We start from the raw sequence: 18,640 nt of genomic DNA, 5'->3' as shown, positions 1-18,640 counted from the left end.
CGGCTACATTGACAGGAACGCGTAATCCATCCGATTGGTATGTCTCCCAATGATGGAGGCGCTCGTGCCGAGGATGCGGTCACAACGGTTGTCACGAGAGCCAGCGGAGCGGGGACGGTGGTGGCGCCCGGTGGTGCTCGGGCTGGTCTTGAGCGGGGCTGCTGGCTGCGAAGGAAACATCTCCAACCCGGAGGGCCCCGGTGGAGGACCCGGCCCCGGTACGCCCACCGCCATCGAGAAGCCAGCCCCGTCCGTGCGGATGGCGCGCCTGACGCACGTGCAGTGGACGAACAGCGTGCAGGAGCTGCTCAGGCTGGATGCGCCGCCCACCACGCTTGCGGGCACCTTCCGCGCGGACCCCGCCCAGAGCGGCTTCCTCTTTGACAACGATGCGCGCGCCCTCTCCGTCGACGAGGCCCTCTGGGGCGCCTACCAGCGCGCCGCCGCGGAGCTCGCCGGCCAGGTGACGACGGACGCGACGAAGCTCGCGCGTGTGCTGCCTCCGTCGGCCGACACCGGCGAAGCGCGCGCCCGTGCCTTCGTGGAGTCCTTCGGCCTGCGCGCGCACCGGCGCCCGCTGACGTCCGAAGAGGTGGAGAGCTACCTCGGGCTGTACCGCAGGGGCCCCCAGGCCTACGCGGACATGGCGGCCTTCGAGGGGGGCATCCGGCTGGTGATTGAAGCCTTCCTCCAGTCGCCCCACTTCCTCTACCGCGTGGAGCGCAGCACGCAGGCCGTGCGGGACCGGGTGCCGCTCGACGACTACGAAGTGGCTTCGCGGCTGAGCTACGGCCTCTGGAGCGCCATGCCGGACGACGCCCTGTTCGCCGCCGCGAGCGAGGGCACCCTGCATTCCCGCGAGGGCGTCGCCACACAGGCACGGCGCATGCTCCAGGACGCGCGCTCGAACAAGGTGGTGGAGGCCTTCCACCGCACCCTCTTCGACGTGCCCCGCTATGCCGCCATCCGCCCCTCCCTCACGCGCTACCCGCAGGTGTCCGAGCGCCTCGGGGAGCACGCGGCCCGGGAGACGACCCTCTTCGTCCAGGACGTCGTCTTCTCCCGCAAGGGCGGCTACAGCGACCTGCTCACCTCGCCAGCCACCTTCGTCAACGACGAACTGGCGCGGGTCTACGGGCTGAGTGGCGCGTTCACCGCCGACTTCGTCCCCGTGACGTTGGACTCGCGCGAGCGCAAGGGCGTGCTCACCCAGGTGGGCTTCCTGGCCGCGCACGCGACGTCGGTGGACCCGGACCCCATCCACCGCGGCGTCTTCGTGTCCGAGCGCATCATCTGCCGGAAGATTGGCGCGCCGCCGGCCAACATCCCACCGCTCCCCGCCCCGCAGGGCCGCACCAATCGCGAGGTCGTCGCCTCGCACACCGAAGTGCCCGGGAGTGCGTGCGCCAGCTGCCACTCGCACCTCATCAACCCGCTCGGCTTCCCCTTCGAGAACTTCGACGCCATCGGCGGCTACCGCACCACGGACAACGGACATCCGGTGGACGCCAGCTCGACTCCCAACATCAACGGGGAGACGGTGCCGGTGCGCGACGCGCTCGACCTGGCGGACGCACTCGCGGCCAATGAAGGGGTGCATGCGTGCTACGCGCAGCACTGGGTGGAGTACCTCCACGGGCGCCCGTTCGCCCACGAGGATGGGCCGTTGGTGGAGCGGCTCGGAAAGCTGTCGAAGGCGGGCAACCTGCCCATCGTCGACCTCGTCGTGGAGGTCGTCACCAGCGAGGGCTTCGTGAATCGCCACCCGGAGGAGCTGCCATGAAGCTGAGTCGCCGGATGGTGTTGAAGGGCCTGGGCGGGACGATGCTGAGCCTGCCGTTTCTCGAGGGGCTGGTGCCGAGGACCGCCCGCGCGGCGGATTTGGGGGCGCTGCCGTACGCCATCTTCTTCCGGCAGGCCAACGGCGTCGCCTCGGCCCAGACGACGTCGGAGCTCGGCGCGGAGCCGGAGCGCTTCTGGCCGCGCACCCTGGGCGCGCTCACCGCGGCGAGCAGCGCCGGGCGGGCCGTGGACGTGCTCAAGGACCACCTCGCGGACCTGCTGCTGGTGCGCAACATCAACATGAAGGACTACAACTACGGGGACGGCCACGCCCGCGGCGCCATGCAGGGGCTGACCGCGCGGGGCCCCGTGGTGGAGGGCGCGGGCGGCGGCTCCGAGTCCGGAGGCGAGTCCATTGACCACCGCATCGGCCGCGAGCTCAATCCGCAGCAGCGTGACTCGCTCGTCTTCTACGCGGGCCGGCGTGGCGGCTGGCTCGGGGGGCCCTGCCTCTCCTACCGGAGCAGCAACGTGCGCCGGGCCGCGCTGCATGACCCGTGGAATGCGTACCAGACGATGATTGGCGGCCCGGGAGGACTGACTCCCGAGGCTCGCGAGCAGCTCCTCGTCCGGCAGCGCAGCGTGAACGACCTGGTGAAGGCCCAGCTCCAGTCGCTCCAGCAGCGTCCCGAGCTGAGCGCGTCCGACCATGAGCGCTTGGACCTGCACCTGTCCAACGTCCGGGACCTGGAGGTCGCCCTGAGCTGCCGCATGCGCGCGGACCAGGAGCTCATCCTCCAGCAGCAGTCACCCGGCTATGACAGCACGGACGGCACCGAGGTGCTCGCCACCGCCAGGCTGCACATGGACATCGCGGTGATGGCGATTGCGTGCGGCACCAACCGCGCGGCCGTCATCCAGGTGGGCAATGGCAACGACGGCGACACGCGCTACCGCGACCCGGACACGGGGCAGTTGATGGAGAACTTCCATTACGTGTCCCACCGTCGCACGTCGCACGACTCCAGCGGCGGCATCATCACCGGCTCGGACCTGCTGCACCACCACGTGGACGTGCAGTTCGCGCGCGCCTTCAAGCACCTCCTGGACCGGCTGGCGGCCTACCAGATGCCGGACGGAAAGCGACTCATCGAGCACGGCGTGTCTGTCTGGTACAACGACCTGGGCAACGGGCCGGCTCACTCGGCGCGCAATGTGCCCTTCGTCCTGGCGGGCAGCTGCAATGGCTTCCTCAAGCAGGGCGTCTACGTCGAGGCGTCGGGCGGCGGCAATCCCAACCACAACCGGATGCTGAACACGATTGGCACCGCCGTGGGGCTGAGGAACGCGGCCGGCGGGAGCCTGGACGACTTCGGCGACCCGGCGCTGACCAAGGGCGTGCTCTCCGAGCTCATCGCCTGAGTAGACGATGGCGACCTGCTCCAGTGTTCGACGCTGGAGCAGGCCCTACCCCGTGCCTCAGTAGAAGGTGATGGTGAACTGCTCCCATTGCCCCACGGAGGCACCGGCGGCATACACCCCGCCGTCGCCCCCGTTATCGGCATACAGGTAGCGGGGGGTGAGGAGATTGTTCGTCGACAGGGCCACGGTGTCTCCGGTGCCGATGGTGAGCAGGCCCGTGCCGGATATCTTCGAGATGCGGAAGGTTTCATAGCTGCCAGGCGCCGTGGGGGTGGCTGTCACCTCCGAGCCGCCACCGTTCACGGCCATGAGATAGTTGCCGTTGACCGTCTGCAGGTGGATGAGGTCGCCGGTCTGCAGCTCGAAGCCGTTGCGGTCCACCAGTTGGAACTTCTCCCAGGGACCCACGGCGGCACGATTGGCGTTCACCGCGCCGCCGCCGCCGCCCTCGGCCACCACGTAGTGGCCGCGCAAGGCACGCAGGGAGATGGTTCTTGAGTAGAGACGCGCCACGGTGGCCGCGTCCGTGATGCTCAGCGAATCGCGCTGCCCGATGGCCTGCCCCCCCAGGGGCTCGATGGTGGGCAGCCCATTCTTCGAGAACGCCGTCCTCGGGTAGTGCATGATGGAGCCGTAGTCATAGGCGAGGATGTCGTCACCGTCGGCGATCTGCTGGTTGAAGTTCTGCTCATAGCCCGCGGTGATGTTCTCGGGCCGGACGAGCACGTAGTTATTGCGGTCCTCGCGCGACTGCTCGTGCCACAGCCCCAGGGCATGTCCGATTTCATGGATGGTGTTGCCCGTGGTGCACCCGGCCTCCAGCGTCACCACCTGCCTGCCACCAATTCGTCCCACGTGGGCACTGCACCCGGCGCCCGTCTGGAAATTGACGTAGTTCGGGTACAGCGCCGCGTTGAGCACGTTGCGTTGCACGAAGCGCAGGTGCGTACGCTGTTGCCAGTGGTTGATGGCGTCCGTGATTCGCGCCTGGTTTGGCACAGCCGCGTCGATGGTGTAGGGCACCTCGGAGTTGGTCCAGCGGAAGTTTGCTCCGGTGATGGCCACGCCCTGGGCGTGGACTCCCGGGGCGTCGAGACCTCCCCGGGCCTTCACCTCGCGCACGCGCGCCTCCATCTCCTCCACCGTGCCGAGAATCATGTCTCCATCGAGGATGGCCAGTCCATCCACCTCGGCGTACTTCACTGGCACCAGCTTCCCTCTCGCGGCGTTCCAGGCGTAGCCCTCGCGAACCGGGGCGCCAGCCGGCACCCGGGCCATCTCCGGGTCCAGGGCGGGACGCGACTCCAGTCCCTCACCGCAGGCGGTGAGCAGCAGGCTGGGGATGAACAGTGCAACCAGCGCGGACTTCAATGTAAGTCGAAGCATGGTGCCTCCTTTCCGGAAGGCATTCCGGAAAGCAGGAGACAACCACATCACTCTGACATTTGTCGTTTGGAATTAAGGGCCCGCACCAATTCACGGCATGCCCCGGCGCCTCCGCCGAATGGAAGAGATGCACTGCATATGCATTCATGGGCGCCAAGGCGAACGGGTACCTGTGGATTCCCCGTATGGGTTATAGCGCCAGGACTCGGGTTCCAGGCGTAACCACACGAGTAGACCCCTTCTACTTTGCGGACATGCGGGAACAGACGCGGAGACGATCAAATGCATGTGATGGACTCTGTGTCCATGGTCCTCAAGTGCTTTCTGGCGGGTCGCCAGAGGACGCTGGCCATTCACATGTTGCTGGCCGAATAGGAGGGGGAAAGGAATAGTGTCTTTCATTCCATGGGGGGCTGGTCCATTCCGGGTTCCATCCTGCTCCTTGGGGGAGAAACAAGATGCGAAGCCGTCAAGGTATGCTGTGGTCGTGGGGGCTGGGCCTGACACTGGCCTTGTCACTGGGGGCGTGTGGTGTGGACTCCCGTCCTCCCGCGGATGGGGTGTCGCAAGAAGACCCCGGGGCGTTGACGAGTGAGCCGCTGGAAGCCTCGTTCACATGGGACCCGTATGCGGACGCGGTGGCGTCGGGCACCAATGCGGCGGTGCTCAACGCGAGCGCGGCGCTGGGCGCTCCGGATGGACAGGTGGCGACGCTGCTGGGCCTGCTCAACGCGGCGCTGGTGCTGGATCTGGGTGCGGGCGAGGAAGGCACCGGCGACCTGCGCGTCTACTACAAGGGCTTGTCGTTGGCGCTGGTGGCCCAGGTGGACTTCCTGAAGGCGGATGGGACCTACATCGGCTCCAGCTCGTTGCATCTGGTGGAGCTGGGCCTGGGGACGCATATCGCCGTGGCGACGTACCCGGGGAACGTCCCCTATCGCTACGTGCGCCTGAAGGGCGCGGTGGCGCTCTACCTGGTGGACGCGGTGGAGACGTCGCTGCGGGCCGTCTGTGGTGATGGGGTGCTGGGCGGATTCGAAGTCTGTGACGACGGCAATCAACTCTCGGGAGACGGCTGCAACAGCGTCTGCAAGTTGGAGCCGGGCTACACCTGCACGGGACAGCCGACAGTGTGTACCGACATCGACGAGTGCGCCGCCGGTACCGACAACTGCGACGAAAACGCCACCTGCACCAACATCGGGGGCTCCTTCACCTGCGCCTGCACCGCGGGGTACGAGGGCGACGGCGTGACCTGCACCGACATCGACGAGTGCGCCGCCGGTACCGACAACTGCAACGACAACGCCACCTGCACCAACATCGAGGGCTCCTTCACCTGCGCCTGCACCGCGGGGTACGAGGGCGACGGCGTGACCTGTACCGACATCGACGAGTGCGCCGCCGGCACCGACAACTGCAACGAGAACGCCACCTGCACCAACACTGGGGGCTCCTTCACCTGCGCCTGCAAGGCGGGGTACGAGGGCGACGGGGTGACCTGCACCAACATCGACGAGTGCGCCGCAAGCCCCTGCCTGAACGGTGGCACCTGCATCGACGGCGTGGGGAGCTACACCTGCAAGTGCGCGCCCACCTACGAGGGGAACATCTGCCAGTCTTGCTCCGGCACCCTCGCGGACTGCAACGCGAACTCGTCCGACGGCTGCGAGGTGAACCTCCAGAGCGACGCCGAGAGTTGCGGCGCCTGCGGCATCGTGTGCTCGACGGGACAGATCTGCTCGAACGCCACCTGCCAGGCCATCCCACCCGGCCAGGTCCCCGGCACGCCGGTCAGCTCCCCCGCGAACCACAGCCCGCTGGCCCCGACGGTCGCCGATGTGAATGGCGACGGCAAGCTCGACATCCTGGTGGCCAACGCCGAATCCGGTTCGACCCAGACGCCCTCTGGCTCGCTCTCCGTCTTCCTGGGGAATGGCGACGCCAGCGTCCAGCCAGAGGTCAACTACGGGAGCGCCTCGCTCTCCAGCAACGCGGTCGTGGCCGTGGACGTGGACGGTGACGGGTGGCTCGATGCCGTCACCGTCGACGGCCAGACCAACCTGCCCCTCATCAACGGAAACATCAGCGTCTACAAGAACCTGGGCTCGAGCGCGCCCGGGACCTTCGGCGCGCCGACGAGCTTCACCACTGGCACCCCGGGCTCCGTCCACCTCTGCACCGGGGACTTCGATCACGACGGGGTGGCTGACATCGCCACGACAAGCGTGACCCAGAACCAGGTGAGCGTGCTCTTCGGCACCGGCGCGGGCAACTTCGGCGCGCCCACGTTCATCGGCATCCCGAACACCGGCGGCGCGCAGTCGACCACCGCCTGCCGTGACCTGAACAGCGATGGCTTCTCCGATCTCGTGGTGACGAGCCCCGCCAGCGCACGCCTGTCGGTCCTCATCAACCAGGGCGACGGCTCGTTCGCCGCACCCGTCGCCTACAGCAATTCCGCCAGTGGCCAGACGGCGGGCATCGCCTTCGGCGACGCCGATGGCGACGGCACACTCGACATCCTCTCGAACGGCGCGGCCGGCCGGTACCTCTTCTTCTTCAAAGGGAACGGCAACGGCACCTTCGCGAGCGGCGCTCAGTCAATCGCCGCGGCCAATACGGCCACCAACTCGGCGCTGGGCGTCGTGGCCGGTGACTTCAATGGCGATGGCAAGCTCGACGCCTACATCCTCGTGACAGCGGCCTCGGGCGGCGTCCGCCCGATGACCGGCAACGGCAACGGAGGCTTCAGCTCTGGCGCCGTCGTCACGACCGGCGCCTCGCCTGGCCTCAACGCCATCGCCACCGCGGACATGGACGCGGATGGGTACCCCGATCTCATCCTGACCAACAGGGGATCCAGCACCGTGACCGTGGTCCCCAACGGACTCTAGGTCGCTGTCCGCGATACCGCGATGGGACAGTGTGCTCTGAGTTCAGCGCGGTCTCGGTAGGAGGATCGGTGCGCCGCGTGCTTCGCCGCGCGGCGCACCGGAAGACGCGCAGGCGCCTGACGGGCATTGCGTCGCTGGCTCGGGCTGCTGCGCGCTGGGCGCGCTTTTCGTAGAGTCCCACGCCATGAACCTCCTCACCTTCGGTCTCAACGTCACTTTGGACGGGTGCATCGACCACACCCAGGGCATCGCGGACGACGAGCTGCACGACTATTGGACGCAGCTCATGGACCAGAGCGGGGCGATGCTCTTCGGGCGCAACACCTACGAGCTGATGGAGGGAGCCTGGCCCGCGGTGGCACGCGACGAAAAGGCGCCGCGTGCGATGCGCGAGTGGGCGCAGAAGCTCGAGGCGAAGGCAAAGTACGTCGTGTCGAGCTCGCGGAGCGACTTTCCGTGGCGGAACACCATCAAGGTGGAGGGTGACCTTCGCGAGGCGATCTCGGCGCTGAAAGCGAAGACCGAGCGGGGTGTCCTCGTCGGAGCGCCCAAGCTCGCGGCTGCACTGGAGGAGTTGGGGCTCATCGACGAGTACCGCATCGTCGTTCATCCCATCATCAGTGGCCGCGGGCCGACGTTGTTTCAGGGCCTGTCGAGTGCGCGGCAGCTCGAACTCCTATCGACGCAGCGGTTCAAGTCCGGCGTACTGGCGCTCCACTTCCGTCGCAAAGCGGGATGAGTTGGAGTCTGTAACTCCGCGCCAGGCCCCTCCCGACGCACGGGAGCGGGCCTGGGGCAGTGGGCCAGACGTCAGTCCAGGAGGTTCGCCAGGCCCGCGTACGTGTTGGGGCCGGGGATGCCGTCGAGCGGCCCGCTGTAGCCGCCCCGGTTCGCCAGCGACTGGAGCACCTTGTACGTGTTCGTCCCGGGGGCCCCGTCAACGGGCCCCGTGTACCCGGCGCCGCTCAGGAAGGTCTGGAGGCCCCGCCACGAGTTCACGCCCGGGGCCCCATCGGGGGGGCCCATGTACCCGCCCAGGCGCGCCACCCGCTGCAGCGCCGCGTAGGACTGGGTGCCCATGACACCGTCGATGGGGCCCGTGTAGCCGAAGCCCCGCAGCACGGTCTGCACGCCCTTCCAGGACTGGGTGCCCATGGCACCGTCGATGGGGCCCGTGTAGCCGCCCTTCGCGGCGAAGCGCTGGAGCGCCGCGTAGGACTGGGTGCCCATGACGCCATCCACGGGTCCGGAATAGCCATACCCCCCGAGGACCTGCTGGACGCCCTTCCACGTGTTCGTGCCGGGGACGCCATCCACCGCGCCGGTATACCCGCCCGCGCTCGCAATCCGTTGCAGCGTCACGCCCTGGGCCTGGGTGACGGGCGGCACGGGACCGGAGGACCCGTCCAGGTACGCCTGGATGCCGTTATAGGTATTGGGGCCGGGGACGCCATCGATGGGGCCCGTGTAGCCACCGTCCTGGGCCAGCAGTTGCAATCCCTTGTACGTGTTGACGCCCGGGACGCCGTCGGCCGGCCCCGAGTAATACCCCAGCTCACGCAGGACCTTCTGGATGCCCGTCCAGGTCTGGGCCCCCGGCACGCCGTCAATGGGGCCGGTATAGCCCCCGCGGCGCGCCAGGTTCTGGAGGAGGGTTCCCTGCTGGGCGGTGATGACGGGGGGGCCTCCGCCGCCACTCCCTCCGGGGATGGCCGTGGGCGGAGGCGCCGTCGCGCCCAGCGGGGGCTGGGCCAGTCCGGCGAACGCGGACAGCTTCGCGACGTTCAGGTCGAGCGGAATCCCGTTCTGGTTGCCGGACGACGTGTACTGGTGGATCTCCCACGTGGGATAGGCCGTCCCCACGGACGGGTTGCCCGGCGTGCCCGTGTAGTGGGCAATCCAGAGCTTCGAGCCCACGGCCTGCGTCTGGGGCCAGGTGTGGGCCTTGAGCAGACTCGAGTACGTGTACAGGAACGGGGCCTTGCCCAGCCGCGTCTTGACCGCCTGCATGAAGCTCGCGGTCAGGGAGTCGTTCCAGAAGATGCCGTTGTCGATGGCCTCGTTGTCGAGCACCAGCAGGTCACCGGGCCGGTGGTCGTAGAGGTGGTCCACGAAGTACTGCGCGTCACCGGCCGGGGTGTACGAGCCCGCCACCCAGTAGTGCCCCACGAGCAGCCCGGCCGCGCGGGCCCGGGCGACCTGCTGGGTGTAGTAGGGCGCGACGTAGAGGGGAGAGACATTGGAGCCGCCGGCCTTGACGATGGCGAACTGGTAGCCGGCGCTCTTGATGGCATTGAAGTCCAGGTCCCGCTGAGTCGTGCCGACATCAATCCCATACACACCGCTCATCCCGGACGGCGGAGGCGTTCCGGGGTCCTGGGCCAGCCAGGTGGTGAGCCCCGCGTAGGTGTACTGCCCCGGGAAGCCATCCACGGGGCCCGTGTACCCGCCGAGCTGGGCGAGCCGCTGGACTCCCTTCCAGGTGTTCTCACCCGGCACGCCGTCGATGGGGCCGGAGTAGAAGCCCTTGCCGGTGAGGACCGTCTGGATGCCCTTCCACGTGTTGACGCCGGGCACGCCGTCCACCGCGCCCGTGTAGCCGCCCCGCTGGGCCACGCGCTGGAGGATCTTCCCCTCGTCGATGCTGATCTGGATTCCCCCGGAACCTCCACCGCTGCCGGTGCCTCCGCCGCTGCCGGTGCCGAGCACGTTGCGGATGAGCGGCGCGGGGTCGCTGACGTTCTCGCCGAACGCGGCGTTGTTGGTGGTGCCCCGGGTCATATGGAGGTGGGGCCCGGTCCACGCCGAGCCGTGGTCGTCTCCCGCGCCCGCCACGTACGCGATGATGTCTCCCTGCTGGACGTAATCGCCCACCGCGAAGCGCGTCCGGATGACGTGGGCGTACCCGGAGAAGTCGCCCGGAGCGGACTCCACCGCGAGGGTGTGGCCCACGATGGAGGAGTACTGCACGCGGCGAACGATGCCCGAGCGGAGCGCGGGGATGGCCTGGCCCGCGCTCGCGTAGAGGTCCAGCCCCCGGTGCCCCAGGGGACCGTAGTAGGGGCCCTTGACGCCGAAGCGGGTCCCCCACCGGGACTCCGCGTAGAAGGCCTGCACGTTGGACGGTGCGAGGGCCTGCGCTTCCTGGACCACGTCGGTGGGGCTCCCGGAGCCTCCCGTGTCCGGGCCTCCGCAGGCGGTCAGGACGACGAGCAGGCCCCACAGCAGCTTCGTCGGGGTCGAGAGGCGGCGCGGGTTGAAGCGCCCTGGACGGGCTCGGGTATTCATGTCGCTCCCTGGTTGGATGACTCGAACCAGAGCAGATTTAGCATGAAAACGTGAAATTCTTGCGATGGAGGTGTCCTGCTCCCCTGCTGGACGCCTGGGCCTGAATCAGCGCAGAGGCAATCCCAGCCGCATTGCCAGGAATGAAATCATCACGTCGGCCGCGGCCTGGGTGTATTCGTTCGTCATGCGGCCATGAAGGTAGAAGGACATCCGCAGGCTCGCGGTGCCGAACTCCACCGCCAGCGCCGCGATGTCCGGCGAGCCCCGCGGGATGTCGATGCCGTGCGTCGCGAGCAGGTTGCGCGCGAGCGTGCCGAGGCGCGCGATCGTGGACTCGAGCGCGCGAAAGCTCACATCCGAGACCGGTCCGGTCAGCAGGACGACCTGCGCCGCCGGATGCGTGCGGTAGAAATCCGCCGCCTCCTGAACCATGCGCGTGAGCGGTTCCTGCCAGTCCTTGGCCCCCAGGAGGCTTTGGGCATAGTTCGTCAGGTGCGCTTCCAGCGCCGCCAGTTGGCGCTCCGCGAGCTCGTTGAGCAGGGCTTGGGGGGTCGGAAAGAACTTGTAGATCGTCGAGCGCGGGTACTCGAGACGCTCCGCCAGCGTCGGGATGGAGAAGGCCGAGAGCCCTGATTCGAGCAGCAGCTCCTCCGCCGCCTGGAGCACGGCATCGACCCGGACCTTGGCGCGCTGCTGCTGCGGCTTGCGCGCCACGAAGTCTGGGTTGGGAGCGGATTGACGCGCATCGTCAGCCATGGCGCTTGACTCCATTGCGTCCGTCGCGGACTCGCAGTCGGCCAAGCGGGTTCTTCCACGCCAGGGTTCGCTCGACAACCTGGCGGTGGCGGCCGAGTCCTTCCTTGGACTCGACGCCCGGACGGGCACCCGCCCAGCCCTGACTTTCGCAAGAGGCGGTTAGGCGACAAATGTCGCCTACGGCACTTTGGCGACAAATGTCCCTTTTCGGGGTACACGTGAAGTGCGCTCATACCGAGCGTGCGTCTCGGAAACTGATGTCTCCGAGCACGCGCCCAGCCGGTCGGACCGAAGCCCCATCCGACCGACCCACAGGCTGTCAGGAGGAGGGACGTCATGGCGGCACGTCTGACTCGAAGCGTTCTCGTCGCGATGTGTTTTGTCTGTGTCGGCGGCACACCGGCGGCAGCACAATCGGACCTGCTCGGCAGCAAGCGTGGAGGGCACTACTGGTTCGATTTCTGTACGGGCAAGTCCGATGCGACGCTCCTACCGCCCGACCCACGGTCACTCGTGACGCCGACGGCGAACAAGAACGTCGTCTTCAACGTGGGATGGAACTCGTGCATGAACCGGGCTCCGCTGACGTGTGGCGAGCTGCGGTCGACCAATGCGGCTGGAGGGCGGCTGCTCGGCGGAAACGGAAGTCCCGATGCCGGCTGGGAGTTCAGCGGCCATTCCGCCTGGAGTCTCTGGTCGATGTCGGCGTCCCAGTACAACGCGCTGTGGCTGAGGTGGGGCCTGCCGTTCCGCCCTTCCGACTTCGACAACCTCGTCGCCGAGCGCTACGGCACCCCGCTCAGCGCGCAGCGCAATCCGTATCCTCTCCCGTTCGAGGATCCGAACCGCACGAACGGTGGCTCCGGCCAACTGCCGATGGCACTGACCCAGACACGCAATCCCGACGGCTCGTGGAGCGGACAGATCGGCGTCACGTGTTCGGTCTGTCACAGCGGCCAGATTGGCAAGGCGAGCGACGGCGCGGGCCTGGGGGCACTCCACGGCACCAACGGCCTCACCGACGCGTCCCTGTTCCTGGGCGAGCTCGGAGGCCTCAACCCCGCCTTCACGATTGCCTCCCTGAACCGCATCCGCGGCACGGGGAACATCACCAACTTCCAGCTCTTCGCCCTGCTCACCATCTTCGACCCCGACGGGACCATCCCCGGCGTCATCCTCAATCCGGAGATCTGGGCGGCCGGCTCGACCGGCACGGAAGACCCGCCGAACTGGTGGAACCTCGGGCACCGGCCGGTGAAGTTCTTCGACGCCGGGATGAGCAGCGACGCCACGCGCATCGAACTCTCGTGGTACATGCCGGGCGCCGCACTGCCGAACTACGAGGGCGGCTACGACTGGATCCTCGAAAACGAGTACGAGGCGAACACCTGGATGCTCGGTCTGAAGTCGCCGGCATACCCTCTACCGGTCAACACGGCGCTCGCGCAGCAGGGGTCGCTCCTGTTCCACACGCTCGATCTGTGGGCAGCGAACCGCAACAACCCGGTCGTGAAGCCGCAGCAGGCCGGCAACGGCTCGTGCGCGAGCTGCCATGGAGCCTACGCGCCGCGCTACGTGAACGATCCAAACTTCCTCGCCAATCCCTTGTTCGAGGGCATGGCGGCCAACGTCACGGCGATCAACGTCATCGACACCGATGAAGCCCGACTGCTCGCCAACGACGGAGCCGTCGAGACCCAGGCCAAGTACAGCTTCTTCGGGTACAACGGCCAGGACGGGTGCGCCGAAAAGTACAACATGATCGGCTATCTCGCGCAGCCTCTCTACGGTATCTGGGCGTCCGGCCCCTACTTCCACAACGGCTCGGTGCCCGACCTCTGGAGCTTGCTCAAGTCGTCGGACCGCCCGCGGATCTGGCGTCGCAAGTCGAAGTCGCCGAGGTTCGGCGTCGTGATGGGATTCGAGACCGACCTCGCGAAGGCCTATGACCAGGCCAAGGTCGGGTGGAAGTACGACACGATTGCGTGCAGCCACCTGACCTTCTCGCCGTTCAACCACTGCAATCCGTGGGATCCGAACGAGACGCCGCTCATCGAGGGCGGGCTGTCGCTGCTGTACGGCAACGGCGCGCTGGCCTGGAACCTCCTCGGCAGCATCGTGTCCCCAAGTTTCTCGAACTCGGATATCGAGGATCGCAAGATCTACAACACCCGGATGTTCAGCCAGTCGAACTCAGGCCACACGTTCACCGACGTGCTGACCGATGCGGAGCGCACCGCGCTGATCGAATACATGAAGACGTTGTGAGTCCTATCCCGGAGCGTGGCGGGGATTCGCTCGCCACGCTTCGGCACACTCCATCGGCGCCAGGGGAGAGGCGCCTGCGCGGTGGGTCGCCTGCAACGGAGCATGAGAAGGAGAGGAGCCCTATTGGGCGTAGCGGGCGGGAATAGAGGGGGAGGTGAGGGACGCTGACGGGGAGCTGAATGAAAGGCCCTGCCAACTGGCAGTGCCTTCTTGTCTAACGCGTGCCTCGCGATGAAAGGGATGGATTTGCAGCGAGCGCCTCGCGCGAGCCTGGCGAGTTCATGACATTCGAGAGAATGCGCCGACTGAACTCCTGTAGGCCGCGTTCGCACAATTCCAGAAGCCGAGTGGTCGCCTCCGTCCGGCGCTGAGCCAGCTTCATACGATGCCTCCGATGTTCGGTTCGAGAGAACCCAGAAGCGGTACTTGCCTGAATCCCGCATCCATTTCGCTGGGCGCTCAAAGACGGAATCGGCCAGAGCGAACACAGTGTTCGCGGGGAAGATGACCCCAGCCATCAACAAGCACTCGGCGGTACTGAGACAGATGGCGTGGTCCCAGGGGCCAGGACCCACGATTTCGTCGAGCACCCCTGCCGCCGAGCCTCTGCCGTCAACGATGGCAAGTCCTGCGGCGAGTTTTTTCGGGCCAGCGGTGGACGCCCCGGTTCGGCTCTGCTCTCGCAGGCGCTTGATTTTGGAACGAAGTGCACTCGCAAAATGATTGCGCCTCGGGTCGTCGCCAAGCGGATCGCGGCATCCTTCGCGCGCAGCCCATATCAAGTCATGCCGAAGCGCTTGATTGAAGGCGCGCCCAGTCTTCCGAAAGTCTATTCCTCGCGGAACCAGGCCAGTACTGCTGGCGCGGGAATCGCCGTGACCGTTCGTGTTTGTCCCTTCCCCGGACCATCGGTATAGAGTGAGTCTCCCCGGGGCCTCCATCGACGTGCCCAGCTCCGGTGCACGCACCTTCTTCCGCACATCGATTCCCTTCCCATATGCCTTCACGTTCCTGGCACCGTACCGTCGGCATCACCGCCACTCTGGGTCTCTGCGCCTGCGGAGGGCCCGACGAGAGCGACCGGTATCTGCTCGACTTCGTCTACAGCTCGAACACCATCCGGATGACCTCGGACAACACCTTCGAGCTGGCTCCGGACAGCTTTGTCTCGTCCGACGACCTCTTCTTCACGGTGGAGACCCTGACCTACAGGCTGGCGGACTTGCGGATGGACCTGTCGCCCGCGGTCCGCTGCGAGGACTATGAGGAGGTGCTCTCCCCGGAGATGTCCTGTAGCAACTCCGTGAGGCGCCCTGGCTCGGACCCCCTCCTGGATCCCACCGAGGACCTGCCTGGCGTGCTTCACCTCCCGGGCCCCGTGGAGGTGGGCACCGGCAAGCGCCTGTCGGCGGGGGGCAAGCAAGTGTTCATCCCCCGTGTCTCCTATCCCGCCATCGACACGCGGTGGGTCCCGGGGACACCGGAGCACCCCAGCTTCCAGCTTCGCGCGCGCTTCACCTACCAGGGACATCCCCATGTACTGGAGTTCGCCTTCCAATCGGACGAGTCCATGCGCTTCGAATACCGGGGCGTGCCGCTGGGACTGCCCGAGGAGTTCTCGGAGCATCCCGCCGCCTTCGGTGGAAACCTGGAGATGGATCATTGGCTCGAGGACATCGACATCTCGGGCTGTCTGGCGACTGGGGACCTGACTCTGGACGGGAACGTGCTTCGGCTGGAGACCGGGCGGGGGGCCTGCGCGGAGGCCGCCACGAAAATGCGAAGCAGCATCCAGTGGAGTGGCGACCTGTTCACCGGGCTGCGCCCGTAGACACATTCACCGCATCCATGCCCTGTGCCTTCCATGGAATGCGTGTGCTCAGAACCCGGGTTGCCAGCTCCAGGTTGAGGCTGACCACCTTCTCCTCGTAGAGAGGCGCCGGCGTGTCATTTTCGTCGTCCATCGGTGCCCACCGCTCCCGTACGGGAAGAAGGAGAAACAGGCGGTCACGTCTCGAATTGTGTGTAGTTGGTCGGGAGGGAGTTCGGGGGGAGGCTCCTTGGCGAGGTCATTCAGCGGAGTCTGCGTTTGGCCTCAGCAGGCCGAGAACCGCACCATCCGGTGCAGGTTCTTCTTACCTTCTTGCGCGAGAGCATGAGCGTCACTCGCTTCCGTGGCTCTCCCGCACTTTGTGTGATGTGCCAGCGGTCCGCTACTCGTTGAACGTCGGGAGCACCGAGCCGGCTGTCCGACATGGTCCAAGACGGCGCTGACAGACTCTGAAGTCAATCCGCCAGGACGCACTCGACGCGCTCCCTCTTCTCGGGGTTGCCGTTCAGGAACTCCTTGAGATATCCCCTGACGGCCGCCTCCTCCGCATGTCCTGCCAGCGCGTCTTTGTACACCGTCGTCAACTCATCCGAGTTGAAGATGCGGTAGTGGATGATCTCCAGCCAATCCCAGGCCCTGTCCCGCAACGTGCCTGTCATGTCGACGACCGTCGAGACGTAGTCATCGGCGCCGAACGACTCCGACATGCCGATGATCTCTTTCATCAGGTCTCCATGCTCCGTGTCATCATCGAGATACGACAGCATCACAGGGATGTATTTCCGGTCCTTGCTCAACGCCATGCGTCCCAGGACCTGGGAAAAAGCCTCGACATCCGAAGGCGTGCTCAACTTCGAGTAGAACTCCAGTTCTCTCCGCAGCTCCATTTCGCCTCCCTCGCATCGTGACAATCCACTTCCTCCAGATTCTGGTGTGTGCGCGAGGAAAGTGTCCACGGCGCGTCGTCACACGAGCGGCCCTCCACCCGCCGAGAATGAGCCCGGATGAGACTCCGGCTCCTTCGTGGAGCTACGTCCTGACCGCGACATCCAGGGGGGGCGAGTTGCCGGCTCACTTCAGGACGAGCGTCGCGCGCGTGCGGACCTCCATGTGAACCGCGCCGTCTGCCATCGGCCCAAGGGCCTGGGTCGCGGTGAGTCGGACCTGCGCTTCTCCAAAGCAGTGGCCACCATGAAGGTCTGCGGCGTTGCCCCTCAACATGGGGGGCCGGGAGAGGCTGGGGCCATGCCTTGAGTTCGATGGCCATGAGCCGCTGCATGCGTCATCGCCTCCGCGCTTCAGTGCGGCCCTGACGGTATCGCCGTCGTGTCGGGCTGATGCTCCCGACGGAAGCGCCGCCAATTCTCGATGGGGGACCTTGGCGCGGGGAGGGTTTCCTCCCCCGGAGCGGTGATGGTCAGGCAGACGCGAGGCTGATAATCCCTCCTCCGCCATGTCCGAGGATGCCCCCGCCTTCGCAGAACTCGCGCAGTTCACCCTGGACCGGGCCTCGCTCCGGTTGCTCCCCGAGTCGTTCTGCCGCCGCAACCAGGTCGTGGTGCTCGGCAAGGTGGACCCGGAAGCCCCCGACGTGCCGGTGACGGTGGGCACGACGAACCCGGACAATGGGCCGATTCTGGAGCTCGTCACCGAGTTCCTCCGGCGCCCCCTCAACACGGTGCGCCTGAACCCCTACGAAATCGAATCCGCGCTGGAAGTCGGCTTCGGCGCGGGCCCGCGTGTCACGGCGGATATCGTGCTGAAGCCCGGCCTCAAGCTCACCCACTCGCCGACCACCGTGGAGCTGGTGGAGCACGTCCTCTTCAGCGCCGTGGAGATGAAGGCGTCCGACATCCACGTGGAGAGCTACTTCGACGACGTGGACCTGCGCTATCGCGTCGACGGCATCCTCCATCAGTCCTACACGGACATCGACCCGCGCTCGTTGCCGGGCGTCGTCAGCCGCGTGAAGGTGCTGGCCGGACTGGACATCACCGAGCGACGCCGCCCCCAGGACGGTCGCCTGCGCGCCCTCGTCGAGCGCCCCGAGGGCCGCAAGGTGGTGGACTTCCGCGTCAGCGTGGTGCCCAGCCCCGCGGGCGAGGACGTGGTCATCCGCATCCTCGACGCGAGCGTGGGCCTGGTCCCCGTGGAGAAGTTGGGCCTGTCGCCCGCCATGCAGGCCGTCTTCCTCCAACTGCTCTCCAACCCGGAGGGACTGGTCCTCGTCACCGGCCCCACGGGAAGCGGGAAGACGACGACGCTGTATTCGGCGCTGGCGCGGCTGAACGACGGACGGCGCAAGATCGTCACCGCCGAGGACCCCATCGAGTACTACGTCCCCAAGGTGAACCAGAAGCAGGTGACGCCGCAGATGCCGTACGCGACGTTGCTGCGCGCGCTGCTGCGCCAGGACCCGAACGTCCTGCTCGTGGGAGAGATTCGAGACCTGGAAACAGGCAGCATGGCGCTGACGGCCGCGGCCACGGGGCACGTGGTGCTGGGCACCCTGCACACCGCGGACGCAGTGGGCGCGGTGGCCCGCCTCCGTGGATTGGGACTGGATGACGTGGACGTGGCGGACTCGCTGCTGGCGGTGCTGACGCAGCGACTGGTGCGGCGCATCTGCGAGAAGTGCGTGGAGGACACGAAGCCCACGCCGGAGCAGACGAAGCTCCTGGGACGGCTGCTGGACGGAGTCCACACGCGCGCCGGACGAGGGTGCCCCGCCTGCAATCACACGGGCTATCGAGGTCGCTCCGGCATCTTCGAGTTGCTCGTCGTGGACCCGGACCTCCAGGACCTCATCGCGCACGGTGAGCCCACGGTGCGGCTGCGCCGGCACGCGCGGAAGCACGGCCTGCGAACGCTGATGGAGGACGGGCTCGACAAGGTCAACGCTGGCACCACCACGGTGGCGGAGCTGGTGCGCGTGGTGCCCTATCGCCACATCCTCACCACCCGGGATGAGCGCTTCGGCGCGGAGTCGGACGAGGAGGCGTAGGCCCGC

The 18,640-nt window shown here is 66.9% G+C and carries 11 protein-coding genes and 1 pseudogene; 7 read left to right on the top strand and 5 right to left on the bottom strand.

Features of this window, described 5'->3' with window-relative positions; all coding sequences use genetic code 11:
* Positions 1-73: 73 nt before the first annotated feature.
* Complete coding sequence (locus HUA78_RS05200; RefSeq protein ID WP_246136946.1) at positions 74-1,783, top strand: DUF1592 domain-containing protein; 1,710 nt, start codon at positions 74-76, stop codon at positions 1,781-1,783.
* Positions 1,780-3,204: a DUF1552 domain-containing protein gene (locus HUA78_RS05195; protein WP_174452955.1), complete on the top strand. Its 1,425-nt coding sequence runs from the start codon at positions 1,780-1,782 to the stop codon at positions 3,202-3,204. Before HUA78_RS05200 ends, HUA78_RS05195 begins: the two co-directional genes overlap by 4 nt.
* 57 nt (positions 3,205-3,261) lie before the next feature.
* On the opposite strand, the gene HUA78_RS05190 is transcribed toward HUA78_RS05195, so the two are convergent.
* Complete coding sequence (locus tag HUA78_RS05190) at positions 3,262-4,590, bottom strand: M12 family metallopeptidase (RefSeq protein WP_174452956.1); 1,329 nt, start codon at positions 4,588-4,590, stop codon at positions 3,262-3,264.
* A 458-nt stretch (positions 4,591-5,048) separates the two neighbouring features.
* Between HUA78_RS05190 and HUA78_RS05185 the strand changes: the two genes are divergently transcribed.
* Both HUA78_RS05185 and HUA78_RS05180 read left to right on the top strand, forming a co-directional pair.
* Complete coding sequence (locus HUA78_RS05185; RefSeq protein WP_174475762.1) at positions 5,049-7,487, top strand: FG-GAP-like repeat-containing protein; 2,439 nt, start codon at positions 5,049-5,051, stop codon at positions 7,485-7,487.
* A 184-nt stretch (positions 7,488-7,671) separates the two neighbouring features.
* Positions 7,672-8,226: a dihydrofolate reductase family protein gene (locus HUA78_RS05180; protein WP_174464545.1), complete on the top strand. Its 555-nt coding sequence runs from the start codon at positions 7,672-7,674 to the stop codon at positions 8,224-8,226.
* A 71-nt stretch (positions 8,227-8,297) separates the two neighbouring features.
* On the opposite strand, the gene HUA78_RS05175 is transcribed toward HUA78_RS05180, so the two are convergent.
* The 3 genes and pseudogenes from HUA78_RS05175 to HUA78_RS47650 form a co-directional block, all read right to left on the bottom strand.
* A complete protein-coding gene (locus HUA78_RS05175) occupies positions 8,298-10,775 on the bottom strand; it encodes a GH25 family lysozyme (protein ID WP_174475761.1) in 2,478 nt (825 codons plus the stop codon).
* 105 nt (positions 10,776-10,880) lie between these two features.
* Positions 10,881-11,531 carry a TetR/AcrR family transcriptional regulator gene (locus HUA78_RS05170; RefSeq protein WP_174452960.1) on the bottom strand — a complete coding sequence of 217 codons (651 nt, stop codon included), beginning with the start codon at positions 11,529-11,531 and terminating at the stop codon, positions 10,881-10,883.
* A gap of 25 nt (positions 11,532-11,556) precedes the next feature.
* A pseudogene (locus tag HUA78_RS47650) lies at positions 11,557-11,658 on the bottom strand (IS5/IS1182 family transposase); the annotation flags it as partial.
* Between the two features lie 209 nt (positions 11,659-11,867).
* Between HUA78_RS47650 and HUA78_RS05165 the strand changes: the two are divergent.
* Positions 11,868-13,799 carry a hypothetical protein gene (locus HUA78_RS05165; RefSeq protein WP_174464547.1) on the top strand — a complete coding sequence of 644 codons (1,932 nt, stop codon included), beginning with the start codon at positions 11,868-11,870 and terminating at the stop codon, positions 13,797-13,799.
* Positions 13,800-14,796: 997 nt separating this feature from the next.
* The gene (locus HUA78_RS05160; protein ID WP_174464548.1) at positions 14,797-15,630 is read left to right on the top strand and encodes a hypothetical protein; all 834 of its coding nucleotides are present in this window, start codon (positions 14,797-14,799) and stop codon (positions 15,628-15,630) included.
* Between the two features lie 455 nt (positions 15,631-16,085).
* Here the strand turns inward: HUA78_RS05160 and HUA78_RS05155 are convergent, their stop codons facing one another.
* Positions 16,086-16,517, bottom strand: coding sequence for an Imm30 family immunity protein (locus HUA78_RS05155; protein WP_174464549.1), 432 nt, complete (start codon positions 16,515-16,517; stop codon positions 16,086-16,088).
* A 566-nt stretch (positions 16,518-17,083) separates the two neighbouring features.
* Here HUA78_RS05155 and HUA78_RS05150 point away from each other — a divergent pair.
* Positions 17,084-18,634 carry a GspE/PulE family protein gene (locus HUA78_RS05150; RefSeq protein ID WP_174475760.1) on the top strand — a complete coding sequence of 517 codons (1,551 nt, stop codon included), beginning with the start codon at positions 17,084-17,086 and terminating at the stop codon, positions 18,632-18,634.
* The last annotated feature ends 6 nt before the right edge of the window (positions 18,635-18,640 follow it).

Origin of the sequence: Myxococcus sp. CA033 (genome assembly GCF_013336625.1) — a bacterium.
Classification (GTDB): domain Bacteria; phylum Myxococcota; class Myxococcia; order Myxococcales; family Myxococcaceae; genus Myxococcus; species Myxococcus llanfairpwllgwyngyllgogerychwyrndrobwllllantysiliogogogochensis.
The sequence above is the reverse complement of the archived record's forward strand: the minus strand, read 5'-3'. Positions and strand labels throughout refer to the sequence as shown.

Coding starts and splice junctions, on each gene's coding strand:
- HUA78_RS05200 (WP_246136946.1), top strand. CDS start 74: ATGCGGTCACAACGGTTGTCACGAGAGCCAGCGGAGCGGGGACGGTGG.
- HUA78_RS05195 (WP_174452955.1), top strand. CDS start 1,780: ATGAAGCTGAGTCGCCGGATGGTGTTGAAGGGCCTGGGCGGGACGATG.
- HUA78_RS05190 (WP_174452956.1), bottom strand. CDS start 4,590: ATGCTTCGACTTACATTGAAGTCCGCGCTGGTTGCACTGTTCATCCCC.
- HUA78_RS05185 (WP_174475762.1), top strand. CDS start 5,049: ATGCGAAGCCGTCAAGGTATGCTGTGGTCGTGGGGGCTGGGCCTGACA.
- HUA78_RS05180 (WP_174464545.1), top strand. CDS start 7,672: ATGAACCTCCTCACCTTCGGTCTCAACGTCACTTTGGACGGGTGCATC.
- HUA78_RS05175 (WP_174475761.1), bottom strand. CDS start 10,775: ATGAATACCCGAGCCCGTCCAGGGCGCTTCAACCCGCGCCGCCTCTCG.
- HUA78_RS05170 (WP_174452960.1), bottom strand. CDS start 11,531: ATGGCTGACGATGCGCGTCAATCCGCTCCCAACCCAGACTTCGTGGCG.
- HUA78_RS05165 (WP_174464547.1), top strand. CDS start 11,868: ATGGCGGCACGTCTGACTCGAAGCGTTCTCGTCGCGATGTGTTTTGTC.
- HUA78_RS05160 (WP_174464548.1), top strand. CDS start 14,797: ATGCCTTCACGTTCCTGGCACCGTACCGTCGGCATCACCGCCACTCTG.
- HUA78_RS05155 (WP_174464549.1), bottom strand. CDS start 16,517: ATGGAGCTGCGGAGAGAACTGGAGTTCTACTCGAAGTTGAGCACGCCT.
- HUA78_RS05150 (WP_174475760.1), top strand. CDS start 17,084: ATGTCCGAGGATGCCCCCGCCTTCGCAGAACTCGCGCAGTTCACCCTG.